At 59.6% G+C, this 13,362-nt stretch carries 9 protein-coding genes; 5 read left to right on the forward strand and 4 right to left on the reverse strand.

Annotated elements, in window-relative coordinates; translation table 11 throughout:
* Positions 1-28 precede the first annotated feature (28 nt).
* The 4 genes from AB2L51_RS06425 (at position 29) to AB2L51_RS06440 (ending at position 6,716) form a co-directional block, all read left to right on the forward strand.
* A complete protein-coding gene (locus tag AB2L51_RS06425) occupies positions 29-2,290 on the forward strand; it encodes an ATP-binding protein (RefSeq protein ID WP_395581774.1) in 2,262 nt (753 codons plus the stop codon).
* A gap of 159 nt (positions 2,291-2,449) precedes the next feature.
* Entirely contained in the window at positions 2,450-2,983 is a 534-nt protein-coding gene (locus AB2L51_RS06430; protein ID WP_166113882.1) for an adenine phosphoribosyltransferase, read from the forward strand.
* A gap of 150 nt (positions 2,984-3,133) precedes the next feature.
* On the forward strand, positions 3,134-5,368 hold the full coding sequence (locus tag AB2L51_RS06435; RefSeq protein WP_395581775.1) for an FUSC family protein: 2,235 nt from the start codon (positions 3,134-3,136) through the stop codon (positions 5,366-5,368).
* A gap of 49 nt (positions 5,369-5,417) precedes the next feature.
* Positions 5,418-6,716, forward strand: a complete 1,299-nt coding sequence (locus tag AB2L51_RS06440; protein ID WP_395581776.1) for a glycerate kinase type-2 family protein — start codon at positions 5,418-5,420, stop codon at positions 6,714-6,716.
* Positions 6,717-6,727: 11 nt separating this feature from the next.
* On the opposite strand, the gene AB2L51_RS06445 is transcribed toward AB2L51_RS06440, so the two are convergent.
* The 4 genes from AB2L51_RS06445 to AB2L51_RS06460 all read right to left on the reverse strand — a co-directional run bounded on the left by AB2L51_RS06445 (position 6,728) and on the right by AB2L51_RS06460 (position 11,814).
* Positions 6,728-7,357 carry a uracil-DNA glycosylase family protein gene (locus tag AB2L51_RS06445; protein WP_395581777.1) on the reverse strand — a complete coding sequence of 210 codons (630 nt, stop codon included), beginning with the start codon at positions 7,355-7,357 and terminating at the stop codon, positions 6,728-6,730.
* Between the two features lie 235 nt (positions 7,358-7,592).
* On the reverse strand, positions 7,593-9,011 hold the full coding sequence (locus tag AB2L51_RS06450; protein ID WP_395581778.1) for a c-type cytochrome: 1,419 nt from the start codon (positions 9,009-9,011) through the stop codon (positions 7,593-7,595).
* A gap of 48 nt (positions 9,012-9,059) precedes the next feature.
* On the reverse strand, positions 9,060-11,291 hold the full coding sequence (locus AB2L51_RS06455) for a PQQ-dependent dehydrogenase, methanol/ethanol family (protein WP_395581779.1): 2,232 nt from the start codon (positions 11,289-11,291) through the stop codon (positions 9,060-9,062).
* A 208-nt stretch (positions 11,292-11,499) separates the two neighbouring features.
* A complete protein-coding gene (locus tag AB2L51_RS06460; RefSeq protein ID WP_395581780.1) occupies positions 11,500-11,814 on the reverse strand; it encodes a hypothetical protein in 315 nt (104 codons plus the stop codon).
* A 409-nt stretch (positions 11,815-12,223) separates the two neighbouring features.
* Here AB2L51_RS06460 and AB2L51_RS06465 point away from each other — a divergent pair, with 409 nt between their 5' ends.
* Positions 12,224-12,997, forward strand: coding sequence for a Bax inhibitor-1/YccA family protein (locus AB2L51_RS06465; protein ID WP_395581781.1), 774 nt, complete (start codon positions 12,224-12,226; stop codon positions 12,995-12,997).
* The last annotated feature ends 365 nt before the right edge of the window (positions 12,998-13,362 follow it).

Genomic DNA, 13,362 nt, shown 5'->3' on the forward strand with positions numbered 1-13,362 from the left:
GACACAAATAATGGGGGGCATGCCTGACATGCTACGGCATCCAGCAAGACGGGCTCATATTCTGGCTCTTATCGGGGCTGGCGTGCTGATTGTGACCTTTGGTGGCATTGGCATAGAACTCGGGAACGACATGGCCCGCCATGGCAATCTGGACCGCCAGAGCACGGCCGCAGGCAGTTATTTGCGCGGTGTGCACCATGCCACCAGCAATGCCCGCATCTGCCATTACGCCTTTGAAGCCGAGCATAACCCCGCTGATGGCGAATGTTACCTGCAGGCCATTACCCAGCTCTCCGATGCCCGCGCGGGGTTTGATGACTTCCGCTCCGTGCAGCTGCGTGAAGGGAGTGGGCGCAAGGAAGTGCTGGAGGTTGTGGAAAAACAGCTCCAGACCATTAGCACGTGGCCCAGAGCCGCCGAGGCCATGCCGCAGGGTGGAGCGGCCCTGCTGGCCACACTGGACCAGAACCTGTCTGTGCTCAGTCGCGCCAGTACGCTGGATCAGGCGGACCGGGTCGCCAATATGCTGCGCAACACAAGCTGGCAGCGCAGGCTGGCTGTTCTGGGTATTCTCACCGGTGTGCTGAGCATGATCTCGGCTGGCTGGGTGCTGGACCGTTCCTCCCTTGCCGCCGCAAGGGCCGAGGCATCCTCGCGTGATCTGGCGTTGCGGCTGCGCGCTACGCTGGACAGCCTGAGCCTTGGTGTTGCGGTGTTTGGTGCGGATGGGCGGCTATGGCACTGGAATGAGCAGCTGGCCACGGTGCTTGGGCTGGGCAAGGATTTCCTGCGGACCGGTCTGTCCTACAATGCCCTGAGCGGCATGGTGGTGGTGGATGGTGTGCCCCTGCTGGAGCCGTTTGAACATATTGAGAGCAGCCTGTCCAAAGGAGAACTGGCTCCGCCGGTTGTGGTGGAATGCAAAGGCGGCAATGGCGCGGATCTGGAACTGTGCCGTACGCTGTTTTTTGCCCCCGATGGTGCTGCCGAGCGGCGCGGGTTTGTGCTGACTGCGGCCGATATTACCATGCGGCTGCGCAGTGAGCGCGCTCTGGGCGAGGCGCAGAAGCTGCGTGCCCTTGGCCAGTTGACCGCGGGGATTGCCCACGACTTTAAAAACCTGCTCACGGTTATTCTGGGCAATCTGGAACTCGCGGCGGAATATGACCAGCCCGATCAGGTTGAACAGCGGCAGGAATACCTGTCCGCGGCTACACATGCCGGCCATCGTTCCGAAGCGCTGACCGGCCAGCTTCTTTCCTTCATGCGCAGGCAGCGTGGGGCACCGGATTCGTTGCAGCTGTCAGACCTGTTCTCTTTTCTGGGTGGTCTGCTTGGGCGTGTGATTGGCCCGCGCATTGTGGTGGAGTGCGGCGTTGCGGCCGATGTATGGCCTGTCCGCGCGGACCCCGCCCAGCTGGAAAGTGCCGTGCTCAATCTGGCCATCAATGCGCGTGATGCCATGCCCTCTGGCGGGCGGCTGCGCATTACGGCGCGGAATGTCACGTTCTCGGTCAATGCTGACCTGATGGGCCTGCCGGTGGAGGAGGGGCGCAGTATCCGTGTTGTCTCTGACCCCTCCCCCCTGCCTGCGGGGGACTGGGTCCGGCTGGATGTGGTGGATAGTGGCTTTGGCATGACGCGGGAGGTCATGGACCGCCTGTTCGAGCCGTTCTTTACCACCAAGCGCGAGGGAGCGGGTACGGGCCTTGGTATGGCCATGGTTCTGGCTTTTTCCCAGCAGGTGAATGGTCGGGTTGTGGTGGCAACGGGGCGTGGCAGCGGGACCGAGGTTTCGCTGTGGCTGCCGCGCGCCATAATGGCCAGTGCCGGGGGGGAGGGGGCGGTGGTTGAGGCCATGCCCGCCCTGGCCAGACCCGCCAGCCCGGCCCCGCAGGCGCAGGCACGCAGCCTGCAGGTGCTTGTAGTGGAGGATGACGCCGCCATACGCGATATTGTCGTGACCATTCTGGGCATGGCAGGTCACAAGGTGCTGGAGGCGGGGGACGGCGAACAGGCGTTTGACACGGCAGCCGGGGTGGAAGGCACGCTTGACCTGCTGGTGACCGATATCCAGCTTCCCGGCCCGCTTGACGGGGTTACGCTTTCCCGCGTGCTTATGGAGCGCTATCCCGCTCTGGCCGTGGTGTATATGTCGGGCGATCTGACAGCCGATTCTCTTCCGCCGGAGGGGAGCGTGCCCAATGTGCGCCTGCTGGCCAAACCTTTCCGCCGCGATGGGCTGATGGAGGCCGTAACCGCGGCACTGCGCGCGCGCGCGGGGGTCTGACCAGCCGGATATTTCCTTGCGGAACGCTCCCGTGCGGGATAGAGCGGGGCCGGTTGCCTCAGAAATGTTCGCCAGCGGTGCTTGACCTATGGGAATTAAGGCAGGATGGAAACGCGCTTCCACAACGCTGGGCGCATGGATGAAGGATTGTCAAATACCATGACGGGACGTCAGGATATCGACCTTAAGGATTACATCCGTCACATTCCCGATTTTCCCAAGCCGGGTATTTTATTCTACGATATTTCAACTCTGATGCGGAACCCCGATGCGTGGCAGATTGCGATGGGCCGCCTGACGCGCCAGATTGCACCCATGCAGCCGGACCTGCTGGCCGCCGTGGAATCCCGCGGGTTCCTGACCGCCGCTCCGATTGCCGATCGTATCGGCTGTGGCATGCTCATGCTGCGCAAAAGCGGCAAGTTGCCGGGCAAGACAATCTCGCACACCTATGAGCTGGAATATGGCTCCGACACGCTTGAAATTCAGGCCGATGCGGTCAAGCCCGGCCAGCGTGTTGTGGTCATGGATGACCTGCTGGCAACTGGTGGCACGCTCGCTGCCTCCATTGACCTGCTGCGCAAGGCCGGAGCCGAGGTTGTTGGCGCGTCCGTTCTGGTTGAACTGACGGGCCTTGGCGGGCGCGACAAGCTGGACACGACTGTAACAAGCCTGCTGTCCTACGAAGACTGAAAGCGGACGACGTTTTTGTATGCCATGCCCTGCGCGTAACGCTGGGTGCAGGACAGGGCATACGAGGTGTGAATACGCTTTTGGGCTTCTTTGGGGTAAGAAGAAGCAGATGGCAGTCTTTCTGATCAGTCCTGACCGGCAGAACGCGGCATGAAGGCTGCGGCGGTTTCATTTGGCCAGTTCTGTCAGGCCTTCAGAACCATTGTCCGGCAGGCGCTCGAAGGGGGAGGCCCCCCGCGTGATCTGAGCAGGCTGCGCTGGCTGTTTGCCCCTAACCTGCTGTCTTTCGGGTATGCGCTGCGAACCACCCTGTCGTCCCTCATAGCCCTTGGCATTGCCTTGTGGTGGGAATTGGGGAGCCCGCAATGGGCCGCCCTGACCGTGTGGATGGTGGCGCAGGGCACGCGCGGCAAATCCATTGCCAAGGCGCGGTGGCATATGTTCGGCATGGTGGTGGGCATGCTCTGCGCCTTTATCCTTGTCGGGAGCATGCCGCAGTCTCCCCTGCTCTATATTTTCTGGCTTGCGGTGGGCATTGGCGGCTTCTGCTTTGTGGGCACCCTGCTGCCCGGCCCCGCCAGCATGACCAATTACCGTATTCATGGCATGCGGGCCTCGGGGTTTACCTACGCCATTATCGCGCTTGATGGGGCTGCCGCTCCGGATCAGATTTTTCATATCGCCATGGCGCGTGTCACGTATATTACGCTGGGCATTGTGGTGGAAACCACCATATCCTCCCTGTTCCAGTACCGGCTTGGCCTGCGGGCCAGAAACAGGCTTGCCACCAACTTTGTGCAGGCGCTTGATGGCGCGGTGCCGGCCCTTGTGCGCCTGCTTGGGGGGGACCGCCGCGCGGTCGCCAATTCCCCGGATGTGTTTACGACCATTGTGGGACTGAGCGATCAGGTCGAATTCGCGGAAGTGGAAATGGGTGAGCACCAGCACGAGGGTGACCATGCCCGCGCCGCCCTTGCCGCCATTGCGGTGCTGATGTCCCGTGGGCTGGACCTTGGTGCCCTGCTCTCCATGCCTGAAAGTCAGGGTAAGGATTATTTGCAGGTCGCGGAGCAGGTGGCGGCTTTTTTAAAGACCATTCCCCAGCGCCTGACAGATGAGTCGCCCGTGGCCCCGGTCCTGCGGGATCTGACCACCCTGCGCGCGACCTGCACCCAGCTTGCGGCCACCTGCCTGGAGCAGGAGATGATCGCGGCCACCAACCCGCCCATTGATGCGACACAGGAGAGCAGCCTCTCGCGCGAGGGGCAGCTGCTCCACAAGCTGGGTGCCATTCTGGATGAGTTGCAGCAGGCCATTGAACAGTTCGAGATGAGCCGCAACCCGAAGCCGCATGACCACTTCAGGTACCCCATGCGCAGCTACCGGGACTGGCGCATGGCCTTTACCAACAGCCTGCGCGCATCTGTGACCATTTTTGCTTCGGGAGTGATCTGGATTGCCACGGGCTGGACTGACGGGCTGACATTCATGATGTTTGTCTCCATTGTCTGCGCCCTGTTCTCCACGTTGGAGCAGCCCGCTCTGGCCACGCAGGCATTTTTGCATGGCACGATTTGTGTCGTGGGCATGAGTGGTCTGCTCGATCTGTGGGTCATAGCCCAGCCAACACTATACGAAACACTGGCCCTCTGTCTGGCCGTGCCCATGCTGGTAGGGGGGCTGGCCTTTGCCTGGCCCCCGCTTGTACTGGCGGCAGTTGCCTATAACCTGTTCCTGCCCATTCTCATCGGCCCGATGAATCAGGGGCGGATGGATGAAATCCTGTTTTTCAACACTGCTCTGCCGCTGTTTCTGGCCATGGTTTTTTCCATGTGGATGTACCGGCTCTTTCTGCCGTTTGACCCGGATGGCCTGCGCTGGGACCTGCGCGTAAGCATTCTGCGCCGCCTGCGCAGGCTGGCCCAGCATCGCGCTCCCCCGCCCATGACCGAAGTGGTCGGCCGTGGGGTGGATGGCTTTGTCAGGCTGGCATCCATGACAACAGATGACGGCAATACCTATGTGCGTGACCAGTATGTGAGCGGTGTGCTCTCGGGCATGACCATAGAGCTTAATCTTTTGCGCCTGCGGGTTATTCTGGCGCGCAATATTCTGCCAGATGCCGCCCGGCACGCCACACAGGCAATGATGAACCGCATGCAGCAGTTTTCGGGCCGGTATGGCGGGCAGTATGGGCGTACAGCACGGGCGGCCGATCTGGCGGTGGAATACCTCTCGCGCATGGAACAGGCCGAAACTAATCTGTCCGTGCGCGAGGAAATGTTGCGTGTACTGGCCAGCCTGCATGTGATTGCAGCGGAACTTAAAGAGAATCAGGCGTTCTTTGACGCATCCACCCCTTATCTGGACAGGGCGTTTACCTGAGCGCAAGCTGGAGCAGTGACGGTAGGGCCGGGCATAAGGGAGAAACATCATGCCAGAAGCAGGAGTTGCATGGGATAATGCGCGGGCCAGAACCCTGCTGCGCTCCATGTTTGATGCTGCCGTAGCCAGTGCAGACCCGTTTATGGTGCTGGCCAAACACCTGCCCCCCAAACCCAGAGGGCGCTGCATTGTGGTTGGGGCGGGCAAGGCCTCGGCCGCAATGGCCGCAGCTCTGGAAGCCGCATGGCCGGATGTGCCGCTTGAAGGTGTGGTGGTCACGCGTGACGGGCATGCCGCCCCCACCCGCCATGTGCGTATTCTGGAAGCCTCCCACCCTGTCCCCGATGCCCGGAGCGAGGCAGCCGCCCGCGCCATTATGCATGCCGTAACGGGGCTTGAACCGGATGATCTGGTGATTGCTCTTGTATCGGGCGGGGGGTCGTCCCTTCTGGCGTTACCCGCGTCGGGGCTGACGCTGGAAGATAAACGCCTTGTCGGGCGGCAACTGCTGCATTCTGGCGCGACCATTACGGAAATGAACACCGTGCGGCGCTACCTGTCCGCCATCAAGGGTGGGCGGCTGGCGCAGGCCGCCCACCCTGCACAGGTGCTGACACTGGTGATCAGTGACGTGCCGGGGGATGATCCATCGGTGATTGCCAGCGGACCAACCGTGCCACCCTCAGGCACGGCGGCGGATGCGCTGCGGATTGTGGAAAAGTATGGGCTGGACCTTTCCCTCACTGTGTGGGGGGTGCTGGAACAGGCTGTGGCAAACCAGCAGGACCATAAACCCGTAGCGGACCCGCGCAACCGTGTGGAGCTGATTGCCACCCCGCTTATGGCGCTTATGGCCGCAGCGGACGTTGCGCGGCAGCAGGGGGTGACCCCGCTTGTGCTGGGTGATGCACTGGAAGGGGAAAGTCAGGTTGCCGGTATTCTGCTGGGTGGCATGGCGCGTTCCGTGCATGCGCATGGTCTGCCCGTTCCCTCGCCTGCGGTGCTGTTAAGCGGGGGGGAAACAACTGTGACCATCCGCGCGGGGGAACGGGCTGGCAAAGGCGGGCGGAATACGGAGTTCCTGCTCTCCTGCGTGCATTTTCTGGGTGGGGAGAGTGGTATCTGGGGGCTGGCAGGCGATAGTGATGGCATAGACGGTACGGAAGATGCCGCCGGCGCCATTTTTGCGCCTGATACACTGGCCCGTGCAGCGCAGGCAGGCTGTCTGCCTGAGCCATTCCTGCGGAACCATGACAGCTACAGTTTTTTCAAGGCGGTGGATGATCTGCTCATGACCGGGCCAACGCTGACCAATGTCAATGACATCCGCCTGCTTCTGATCGCCTGAAAAATTCGTGCCTAGTCCTGCAATGCGCGGGCGACCTCGCGCCGCAGGGCTGGAAGAACAGTGGCCCCGAATGCGGGCGTGCGCCGTTCCCACGCCCCTGTGCGCCATGAAGGATGGGGAAGGGGGAAGTAGGTAGGCAAAAACTCTTCAAACCGCGCGACCCGGTCAAACACCCCACCTTTGCCCAGTACATAATTCTGCGCATAGGAGCCTACCAGCAGGGTGAGCCGGATATTGGGCAGATGTTCCAGAATGCGTTTGCGCCATAAAGGCGCACATTCCGGCCTTGGGGGGCGGTCTCCCCCTTTGGGCAGCACGCCGGGGTAGCATAGCCCCATGGGTACGATGGCGACTTTTTCCGTATCGTAAAAAAGGCTGCGGTCCATGCCCAGCCATGTCCGCAGGCGATCGCCCGAGGCATCGTTAAAGGGAATCCCCGTTTCATGGACCTTGGTGCCGGGAGCCTGCCCCGCAATCAGCAACCGTGCGCGGGGGGAGATATGGAGCACCGGGCGTGGCCCAAGTGGCAGGGCATGGGCACAGGCCGAGCAGGCGCGGACCTGCTGGAGCAGTGCGTGTAACGGGTGGTCCGTTTCTGTGTGCGCCAGAATCTGGGCTCCTGTTGGTTCCGGGGGCGGCATGGGTGTTGCATCCGCATCGGAGTGGGTGAGGCACCCTTTATGTATGGTCGGGGCGTCTGGAAAAAAGGACTGGAATGTCTTCTTCCGACATTTCTCCAGAACCACGGAACACAAGGTTCAGGGGATGGATGAACTCCGTCGTTTCAGGTCATAAAAAAACACCGCAGCGTTGCCACTGCGGTGTTTTTGTAATCAGGCCCATCTGGTGAGGGGCAGACGTAAGGTCGGTCAGACCTTACTGTTCTGTGTCCACCCCGGTATGGGTCTGCGGAGCAAAGGTCCAGCCAGAGCCGTAAGGCTGCGGCATGAACAGGCCCCAGGTTGCCGTGGCGGACGTGGGGTCAGCCCAGCCGGTGGTCGGGATCGGAGTATGGTCCAGACGGAGTTTCTGAACGTCAGCAGCCGTCACGTTAGCTGGAGCCTTGTTGCCCCAGGCAGAGCGGACAAAGTTGACCACATCAGCCATCTGCTGGTCGGACAGAACGCTCTTGTAGTCCGGCATGGCAACGGCGGAAGGTGCCCAGTTGGTGGGTGGCAGAACACCACCAGCCATAACAATATGGGCAACGGAGGTCGGGTCATCCCCAACAACAACCGGGTTACCAGCCAGAGGCGGGAACATCCGGGCAACACCACCACCATCGTTACGATGGCAGGCAGCGCACTGCTCAACATAGACCCGAGCACCCGGGTTGTTGGCTGTGTTGCCAGAATCCAGAGCCTGCGCCGTGGACGGATCGTACGTGTAATCCCCCCGTGACGGCGGAACCGGTGGCAGGGATTTCAGGTATTTCGCAACGGCGTGCAGGTCGGAGTCCGTGAAGTACTGGGTGCTCCAGCCAACCACGTCGGCCATGCCGCCAAAGACTGCGGCGTGGTCGGTACGACCGGATTTGAGGAACTGGAAGATGTCCTCTTCAGACCAGCGACCCAGACCCACAACCGGGTCGTTGCGCAGTGTGGGCGCAATCCAGTTGTCGATCGGCGCGCCACCCCCCAGGAAGTCCGGACCACCGGAGGCATCCAGAGCTTTTTCCTGCATGGCGAAGCCACGCGGCGTATGGCACATGCCGCAATGCCCCGCACCCGTTACCAGATACTCGCCACGGGCGATGTCCGCATCCGTACCTGGAGCAGGTGTAAAGTCCTTGGGCGCGGGCGCAAACATGGAGCGCCAGATAGCCAGCGGCCAACGCATGGACAGGGGCCAGCTGATGCCGACCTCACGGTTCTTCTGGGCAACAGGTTCCACACCATGCATGAAGTAGGCGTAGAGCGACTTCACATCGTCCTGCGTCATGCGGGAGAAGGCCGGGTACGGCATGGCCGGATAAAGCGTGCTGCCATCCTTGCGGATGCCATGGCGCACGGCTTCATCAAAGTCCTTCAACGTGTAGGTGCCAATCCCGTAGGTGGGGTCTGGCGTGATGTTGGTCGAATAGATCATGCCGACGGGGGTTTTGATCGCCAGCCCACCTGCAAATTTCTGACCATTCAGTGCTGTGTGGCAAGCCACACAGTCACCTAGACGGGCGACATATTCGCCCTTTTTGATCAGGTCTTCATCCGCTCCCTGCGCGTGTGCCAGGGAGGTTCCTGCCAGAAGCCCGACAGTGACCGCTCCAAGAGCGGCTTTGAGTCTGTTCATCATCATTTTTACCACTGTATCGCTTGTGTACCGAATGACGTCATGACTGCCGCTTTATTGGGGCGTAATGCCCACGACAGGGGTCTGAGGAACTCCCTGAGCGTTCTTACGGGCATCCACTTCGCGCTGATAGCTCTCGTTCGCCCTCTTGATGAGGTACTGACGAATGGATTCGATTTCTTCAGGCTTCATGCTCGTGTCAAAACGGTCCATACCGTAAGCGGTCAGCGCACCACGGCCTACAACGTTGTAGAACGCATCGTCGTGGCGGATGGCGCCGGACCAGCGCAGGTCTGGGAGCACGCCCGAACCTTCGCCGTTGTCGCCGTGGCAGGTCTGGCAGTAGGTCTGATACTGGAAGTAGCCCTTGGCAGCTTCCTTGGTGTCATATTCCGCAGGTGGTTTGACGGGCAGGAAGCCCAGTTCGTTCATGGCAGGCAGCTGGGCTTTGCCATCGAGCGAGAATACGGCCACGTAGGAGTGGTTGACGGTCCAGCCCGACGTACGGCCCATGGCGCCCATGGAAATCGGGTAGATGCCGCCCCAGCCCACTTCAACCGCAACATACTGCTTGCCGTTTACGCTGTAGGTCACAGGCGGAGCAATAATGCCGCTCTGTGCGTCAAACTTGTAAAGGTCGGCACCGTTGGTTGCGTCGTAAGCGTGGAACTCACCGTTGGCCAGACCCTGGAACAGCAGGTCGCCGCCCGTTGCCAGAACACCACCGTTCCAAGGGCCCTTGTGGTCGATCTTCCACACGGTTTCCATTTTCACAGGATCCCATGCGAGCAGTTCGCCCTTGAGGTCTTTCAGGTAAGCCGAGCGGGCTTCAGGCGAGTCCGGCAGGCCGGTCTTGGTCATGTCCAGACCAAGGTTCCATGAATCCGGGTGGGGTTTGAAGCCACCTGCCTGATTCTGGTAACCAAACGGAATCTGGTGTGCAGGCAGGTAGATCAGGTGAGTCTTGGGGCTGTACGCCATGGCCATGAAGTTATGGGCACCCAGCGGGCCGGGAATACCGTACCAGAAGTTGCCATTCAGGGTCCACAGGCCTTCGGGCTTGAAGATCGGGCGGCCGGTCAGCGGGTCCAGACCACTGGCCCAGTTTTCGTACACGTAGTTCTTGCCCGCCAGGAATTCACCCGTCTTGGCGTCCAGCATGTAGAAGAAGCCGTTCTTGGGAGCCTGCACCACAACGTGGCGCATTTCACCATTGATCGGCACATCAAGGGTCATGACCTGCTGGACAGAGGTGTAATCCCACTGGTCCATGGGTGTAGCCTGGAAGTGCCAGACATATTCGCCCGTTTCGGGCTTGACCGCCACAATGCTACCCAGGAACAGGTTGCTGCCGACCCCTTCGGAGCGGTATTTGTAGTTCCAGGGGGAGCCGTTGCCGACAGCCAGATAGACCAGATCGGACACGGGGTCATACACAATGGAGTCCCATACGGTACCACCACCGCCCTGACGGACCCATGCCCCGTTGGGGCCCCATGTCCGGTAGGCTTTGGTCATCAGAACGTTATCCGACGCAGCGTGGTCGGGTTCGTTCTTGTTGTTCGGAACCGTGTAGAAGCGCCATTTCAGCTTGCCGGTTTCCGCATCAAAAGCGGAGACAAAGCCACGCGCACCAAATTCCGCGCCACCGTTGCCGATGAGCACAAGACCCTTGGCAATACGCACAGCGCCGTCAACCGTATAGGAGCGCTGTTTGCCCAGAGAGGCATCGGCAGGAATGGTGTTGATTTCCCACACTTTTTTGCCGGTTTTGGCGTCCAGTGCAATCAGGCGGCCATCAAACGTGCCAAAATAGACCTTGCCGTTCCAGTAGCCCGCGCCACGGTTGACCGTGTCACAGCAGCCCTTGTCAGCAATGTTGCCGGGCACCTTGGGGTCGTATTCCCACAGCAGCTTGCCGGTTGCCGCATCAAGGGCCTTCATTTTGGACCAGTTGGTCGTGGCATACATAATGCCGTCCACAATCAGAGGCGTGCCTTCCTGACCGCGGTTGCTGTCCAGGTTGAAGTACCAGGCCAGCTTCAGGTTCCCGACATTGGAGCGGTTGATCTGATCCAGCGGGCTGTAGCGCTGTTCAGAATAGGTGCGTCCATAGGACAACCAGTTTTCGGGGTGCTCATCAGTATGGATGATGGCTTGTCCCGTGTCACTCTGACTGTCGGCACGGGCAGGAGCTGCTGCGTAAGGCAGGGCAGCAGCGCAGATTGTTCCAGCCGCGAGAATTCCTAGCAGCGAACGTCTCTTGGCGGAGGCGGGGCGGGTCATGCGTTCATGTCCTCGACTGTGTATCAAGATGAGGAAAAATAGAGCCGGAAATCCGGTTTCTCACACATCAGCCAAGGCGGGCGCTGTATGTCAATCACGCCGAGAGAATAGCTGCGTCCCCACGTATTCGTTCTTTGTAGAGATCAGGGGCGCGAAAGATCGGTTCCGGTGTATGCCGGGGCAGGAACGGAACTCTGGAAAAACCATGTTATAACAAACTGGCTGAGGGTGAGAGCCCCTCTGCAAACTGGTATTCCGCCATCACTTCCCAAAAGGGGTTTTCACGGTTTTTCCCAGTCTTGAACACGGTGAATTCGTAAACTTCTTCTATTTGGGCAAAGAGATGGCGATGGGTTGCAAGCCATAAACTGCACACATCCGGGTCCACATCGGTTATGTCTGCCAGAGCGATGCCCGAGGGGATGAGAGAGCGCGTCGAGGGGACGCCAGCCAGCCGCGCCTGGTTTCTGATTTTCACGGAAAGGTGATCTATAACAGAGGCTTCTACCGTGGCCTCCAGCATGATTCGGTTCTGTTTCAGACTTACATCAAAACCCGTATGCCGGAGTGTTACCGGGGCAGGCAGGTGGAGTGTGTACAGGGTCTGGTCCAGCTCCTCCCAGACCTGCGGTGGCATGCGTCCAAAGGCCACGAGGGGCAGATAGAGCAGTGGCAGGGGCTTCCAGTCCCGGGATGGAAAAAAGTTTTGAAAACCGTGGAGGAAAAGACGCATCTCCATTGGGAGCGAAAGACCGGCGATAAGGTGCATATCCGGGCCTTGTGACTGGCTGCGGGAAGGAGCGGGCCACGAACCGGACAGATCGCCAGCAGACCCTATGACTATATGATGTACCATACCCTTGACGGAAAGGCAGGGCAGCCACAAGTATAAAGCAAAGCCAGCTTGTCTGGGTTAAGGAGTGTAGAAAACCATGTCGTTTAGTCGCGACTACCGTTCCCCCGCATCAGCGTCAGGCTGGAACGATCAGGCCAGTCTGGACGCTGGACTGCGTAGCTACATGCTGCGTGTTTATAACTGGATGGCATCTGGCCTCCTGCTGACCGGGATTGTGGCTTACGTTATTGCCAATACCGGCCTGAGCAGCCTGTTTTTTCAGGTCTTCCAGACTGCCGCGGGTCCATTGCCGCGCCCCACTTTGCTGGGTGATCTGGCCATGCTCTCTCCGCTGGCGTTTGTGCTGGTCATGTCGTTCGGGATCAACCGTCTGTCTCTTCAGGGTGCGCAGGCGCTGTTCTGGGCGTTCTGTACCGCCATGGGCGCCAGTCTGGCCAGCGTGTTCGTGATCTATACCGGGACCTCCATTGTCCGTGTGTTTCTGGTAACGGCCTGCATGTTCGGTGCGACTTCCCTATGGGGTTATGTCACCAAGGCGAACCTGATGCAGTTCGGATCGTTCCTGATGATGGGGCTGTTCGGTCTGATGATCGCCGGTCTGGTCAACCTCTTCCTCAAAAGCCCGACCGTATATTACCTCTACAGCATTGCGGGCGTGCTCATTTTCACGGCGTTCAGCGCCTTTGACGCCCAGCGGATTCGGGTGACCTATCCGCAGTTTGCCGCGTATGAAGGCCCGGAAATGACCGCCAAGCGTAGCGTTTATGATGCGTTGAGCCTGTACCTGAACTTCATCAACCTCTTTCAGTTCCTGTTGCAGTTCATGGGTGTCCGCAATTCCAGCGACTGACGTTCCAAGGCAGCGTTTTCGCTCCTGCCAGTAAGGAAAGCCCGGCCAGTCATGGCCGGGTTTTTTGTATGGGCAGTTATGCTTGGTCCGAATGATGGCATGAAAATCAAGAATGGGTGCAAAAATAGTCCTGATTTCAATTCTTTAAGTTGTAACAGGGATGTGAGATTTTGTGTGCTCCCTAACAACATGAAATTTCAGACTAAATTTTGCCATTATTGGAATTTTTGAATTATTTTGAAACACTGCGTGATGTGTCGTTTGGGCCATGCAGTCGCCTCAAAAGTAGGCAGAAGCCATGCTCACAGCAGCTAACTGATTGTGACGAAAGGCAGATGGAACTTTTCCGACGTTTGAGAATCCCC

The sequence above is a fragment of the Acetobacter fabarum genome (genome assembly GCF_040702925.2).
GTDB classification, from domain to species: Bacteria; Pseudomonadota; Alphaproteobacteria; order Acetobacterales; family Acetobacteraceae; genus Acetobacter; species Acetobacter fabarum_B.

Excerpts from the sequence above, each read along its gene's own strand:
- AB2L51_RS06425 (WP_395581774.1), top strand. The coding sequence starts at position 29 with ATGCTACGGCATCCAGCAAGACGGGCTCATATTCTGGCTCTTATCGGG.
- AB2L51_RS06430 (WP_166113882.1), top strand. The coding sequence starts at position 2,450 with ATGACGGGACGTCAGGATATCGACCTTAAGGATTACATCCGTCACATT.
- AB2L51_RS06435 (WP_395581775.1), top strand. The coding sequence starts at position 3,134 with ATGAAGGCTGCGGCGGTTTCATTTGGCCAGTTCTGTCAGGCCTTCAGA.
- AB2L51_RS06440 (WP_395581776.1), top strand. The coding sequence starts at position 5,418 with ATGCCAGAAGCAGGAGTTGCATGGGATAATGCGCGGGCCAGAACCCTG.
- AB2L51_RS06445 (WP_395581777.1), bottom strand. The coding sequence starts at position 7,357 with ATGCCGCCCCCGGAACCAACAGGAGCCCAGATTCTGGCGCACACAGAA.
- AB2L51_RS06450 (WP_395581778.1), bottom strand. The coding sequence starts at position 9,011 with ATGATGATGAACAGACTCAAAGCCGCTCTTGGAGCGGTCACTGTCGGG.
- AB2L51_RS06455 (WP_395581779.1), bottom strand. The coding sequence starts at position 11,291 with ATGACCCGCCCCGCCTCCGCCAAGAGACGTTCGCTGCTAGGAATTCTC.
- AB2L51_RS06460 (WP_395581780.1), bottom strand. The coding sequence starts at position 11,814 with ATGCTGGAGGCCACGGTAGAAGCCTCTGTTATAGATCACCTTTCCGTG.
- AB2L51_RS06465 (WP_395581781.1), top strand. The coding sequence starts at position 12,224 with ATGTCGTTTAGTCGCGACTACCGTTCCCCCGCATCAGCGTCAGGCTGG.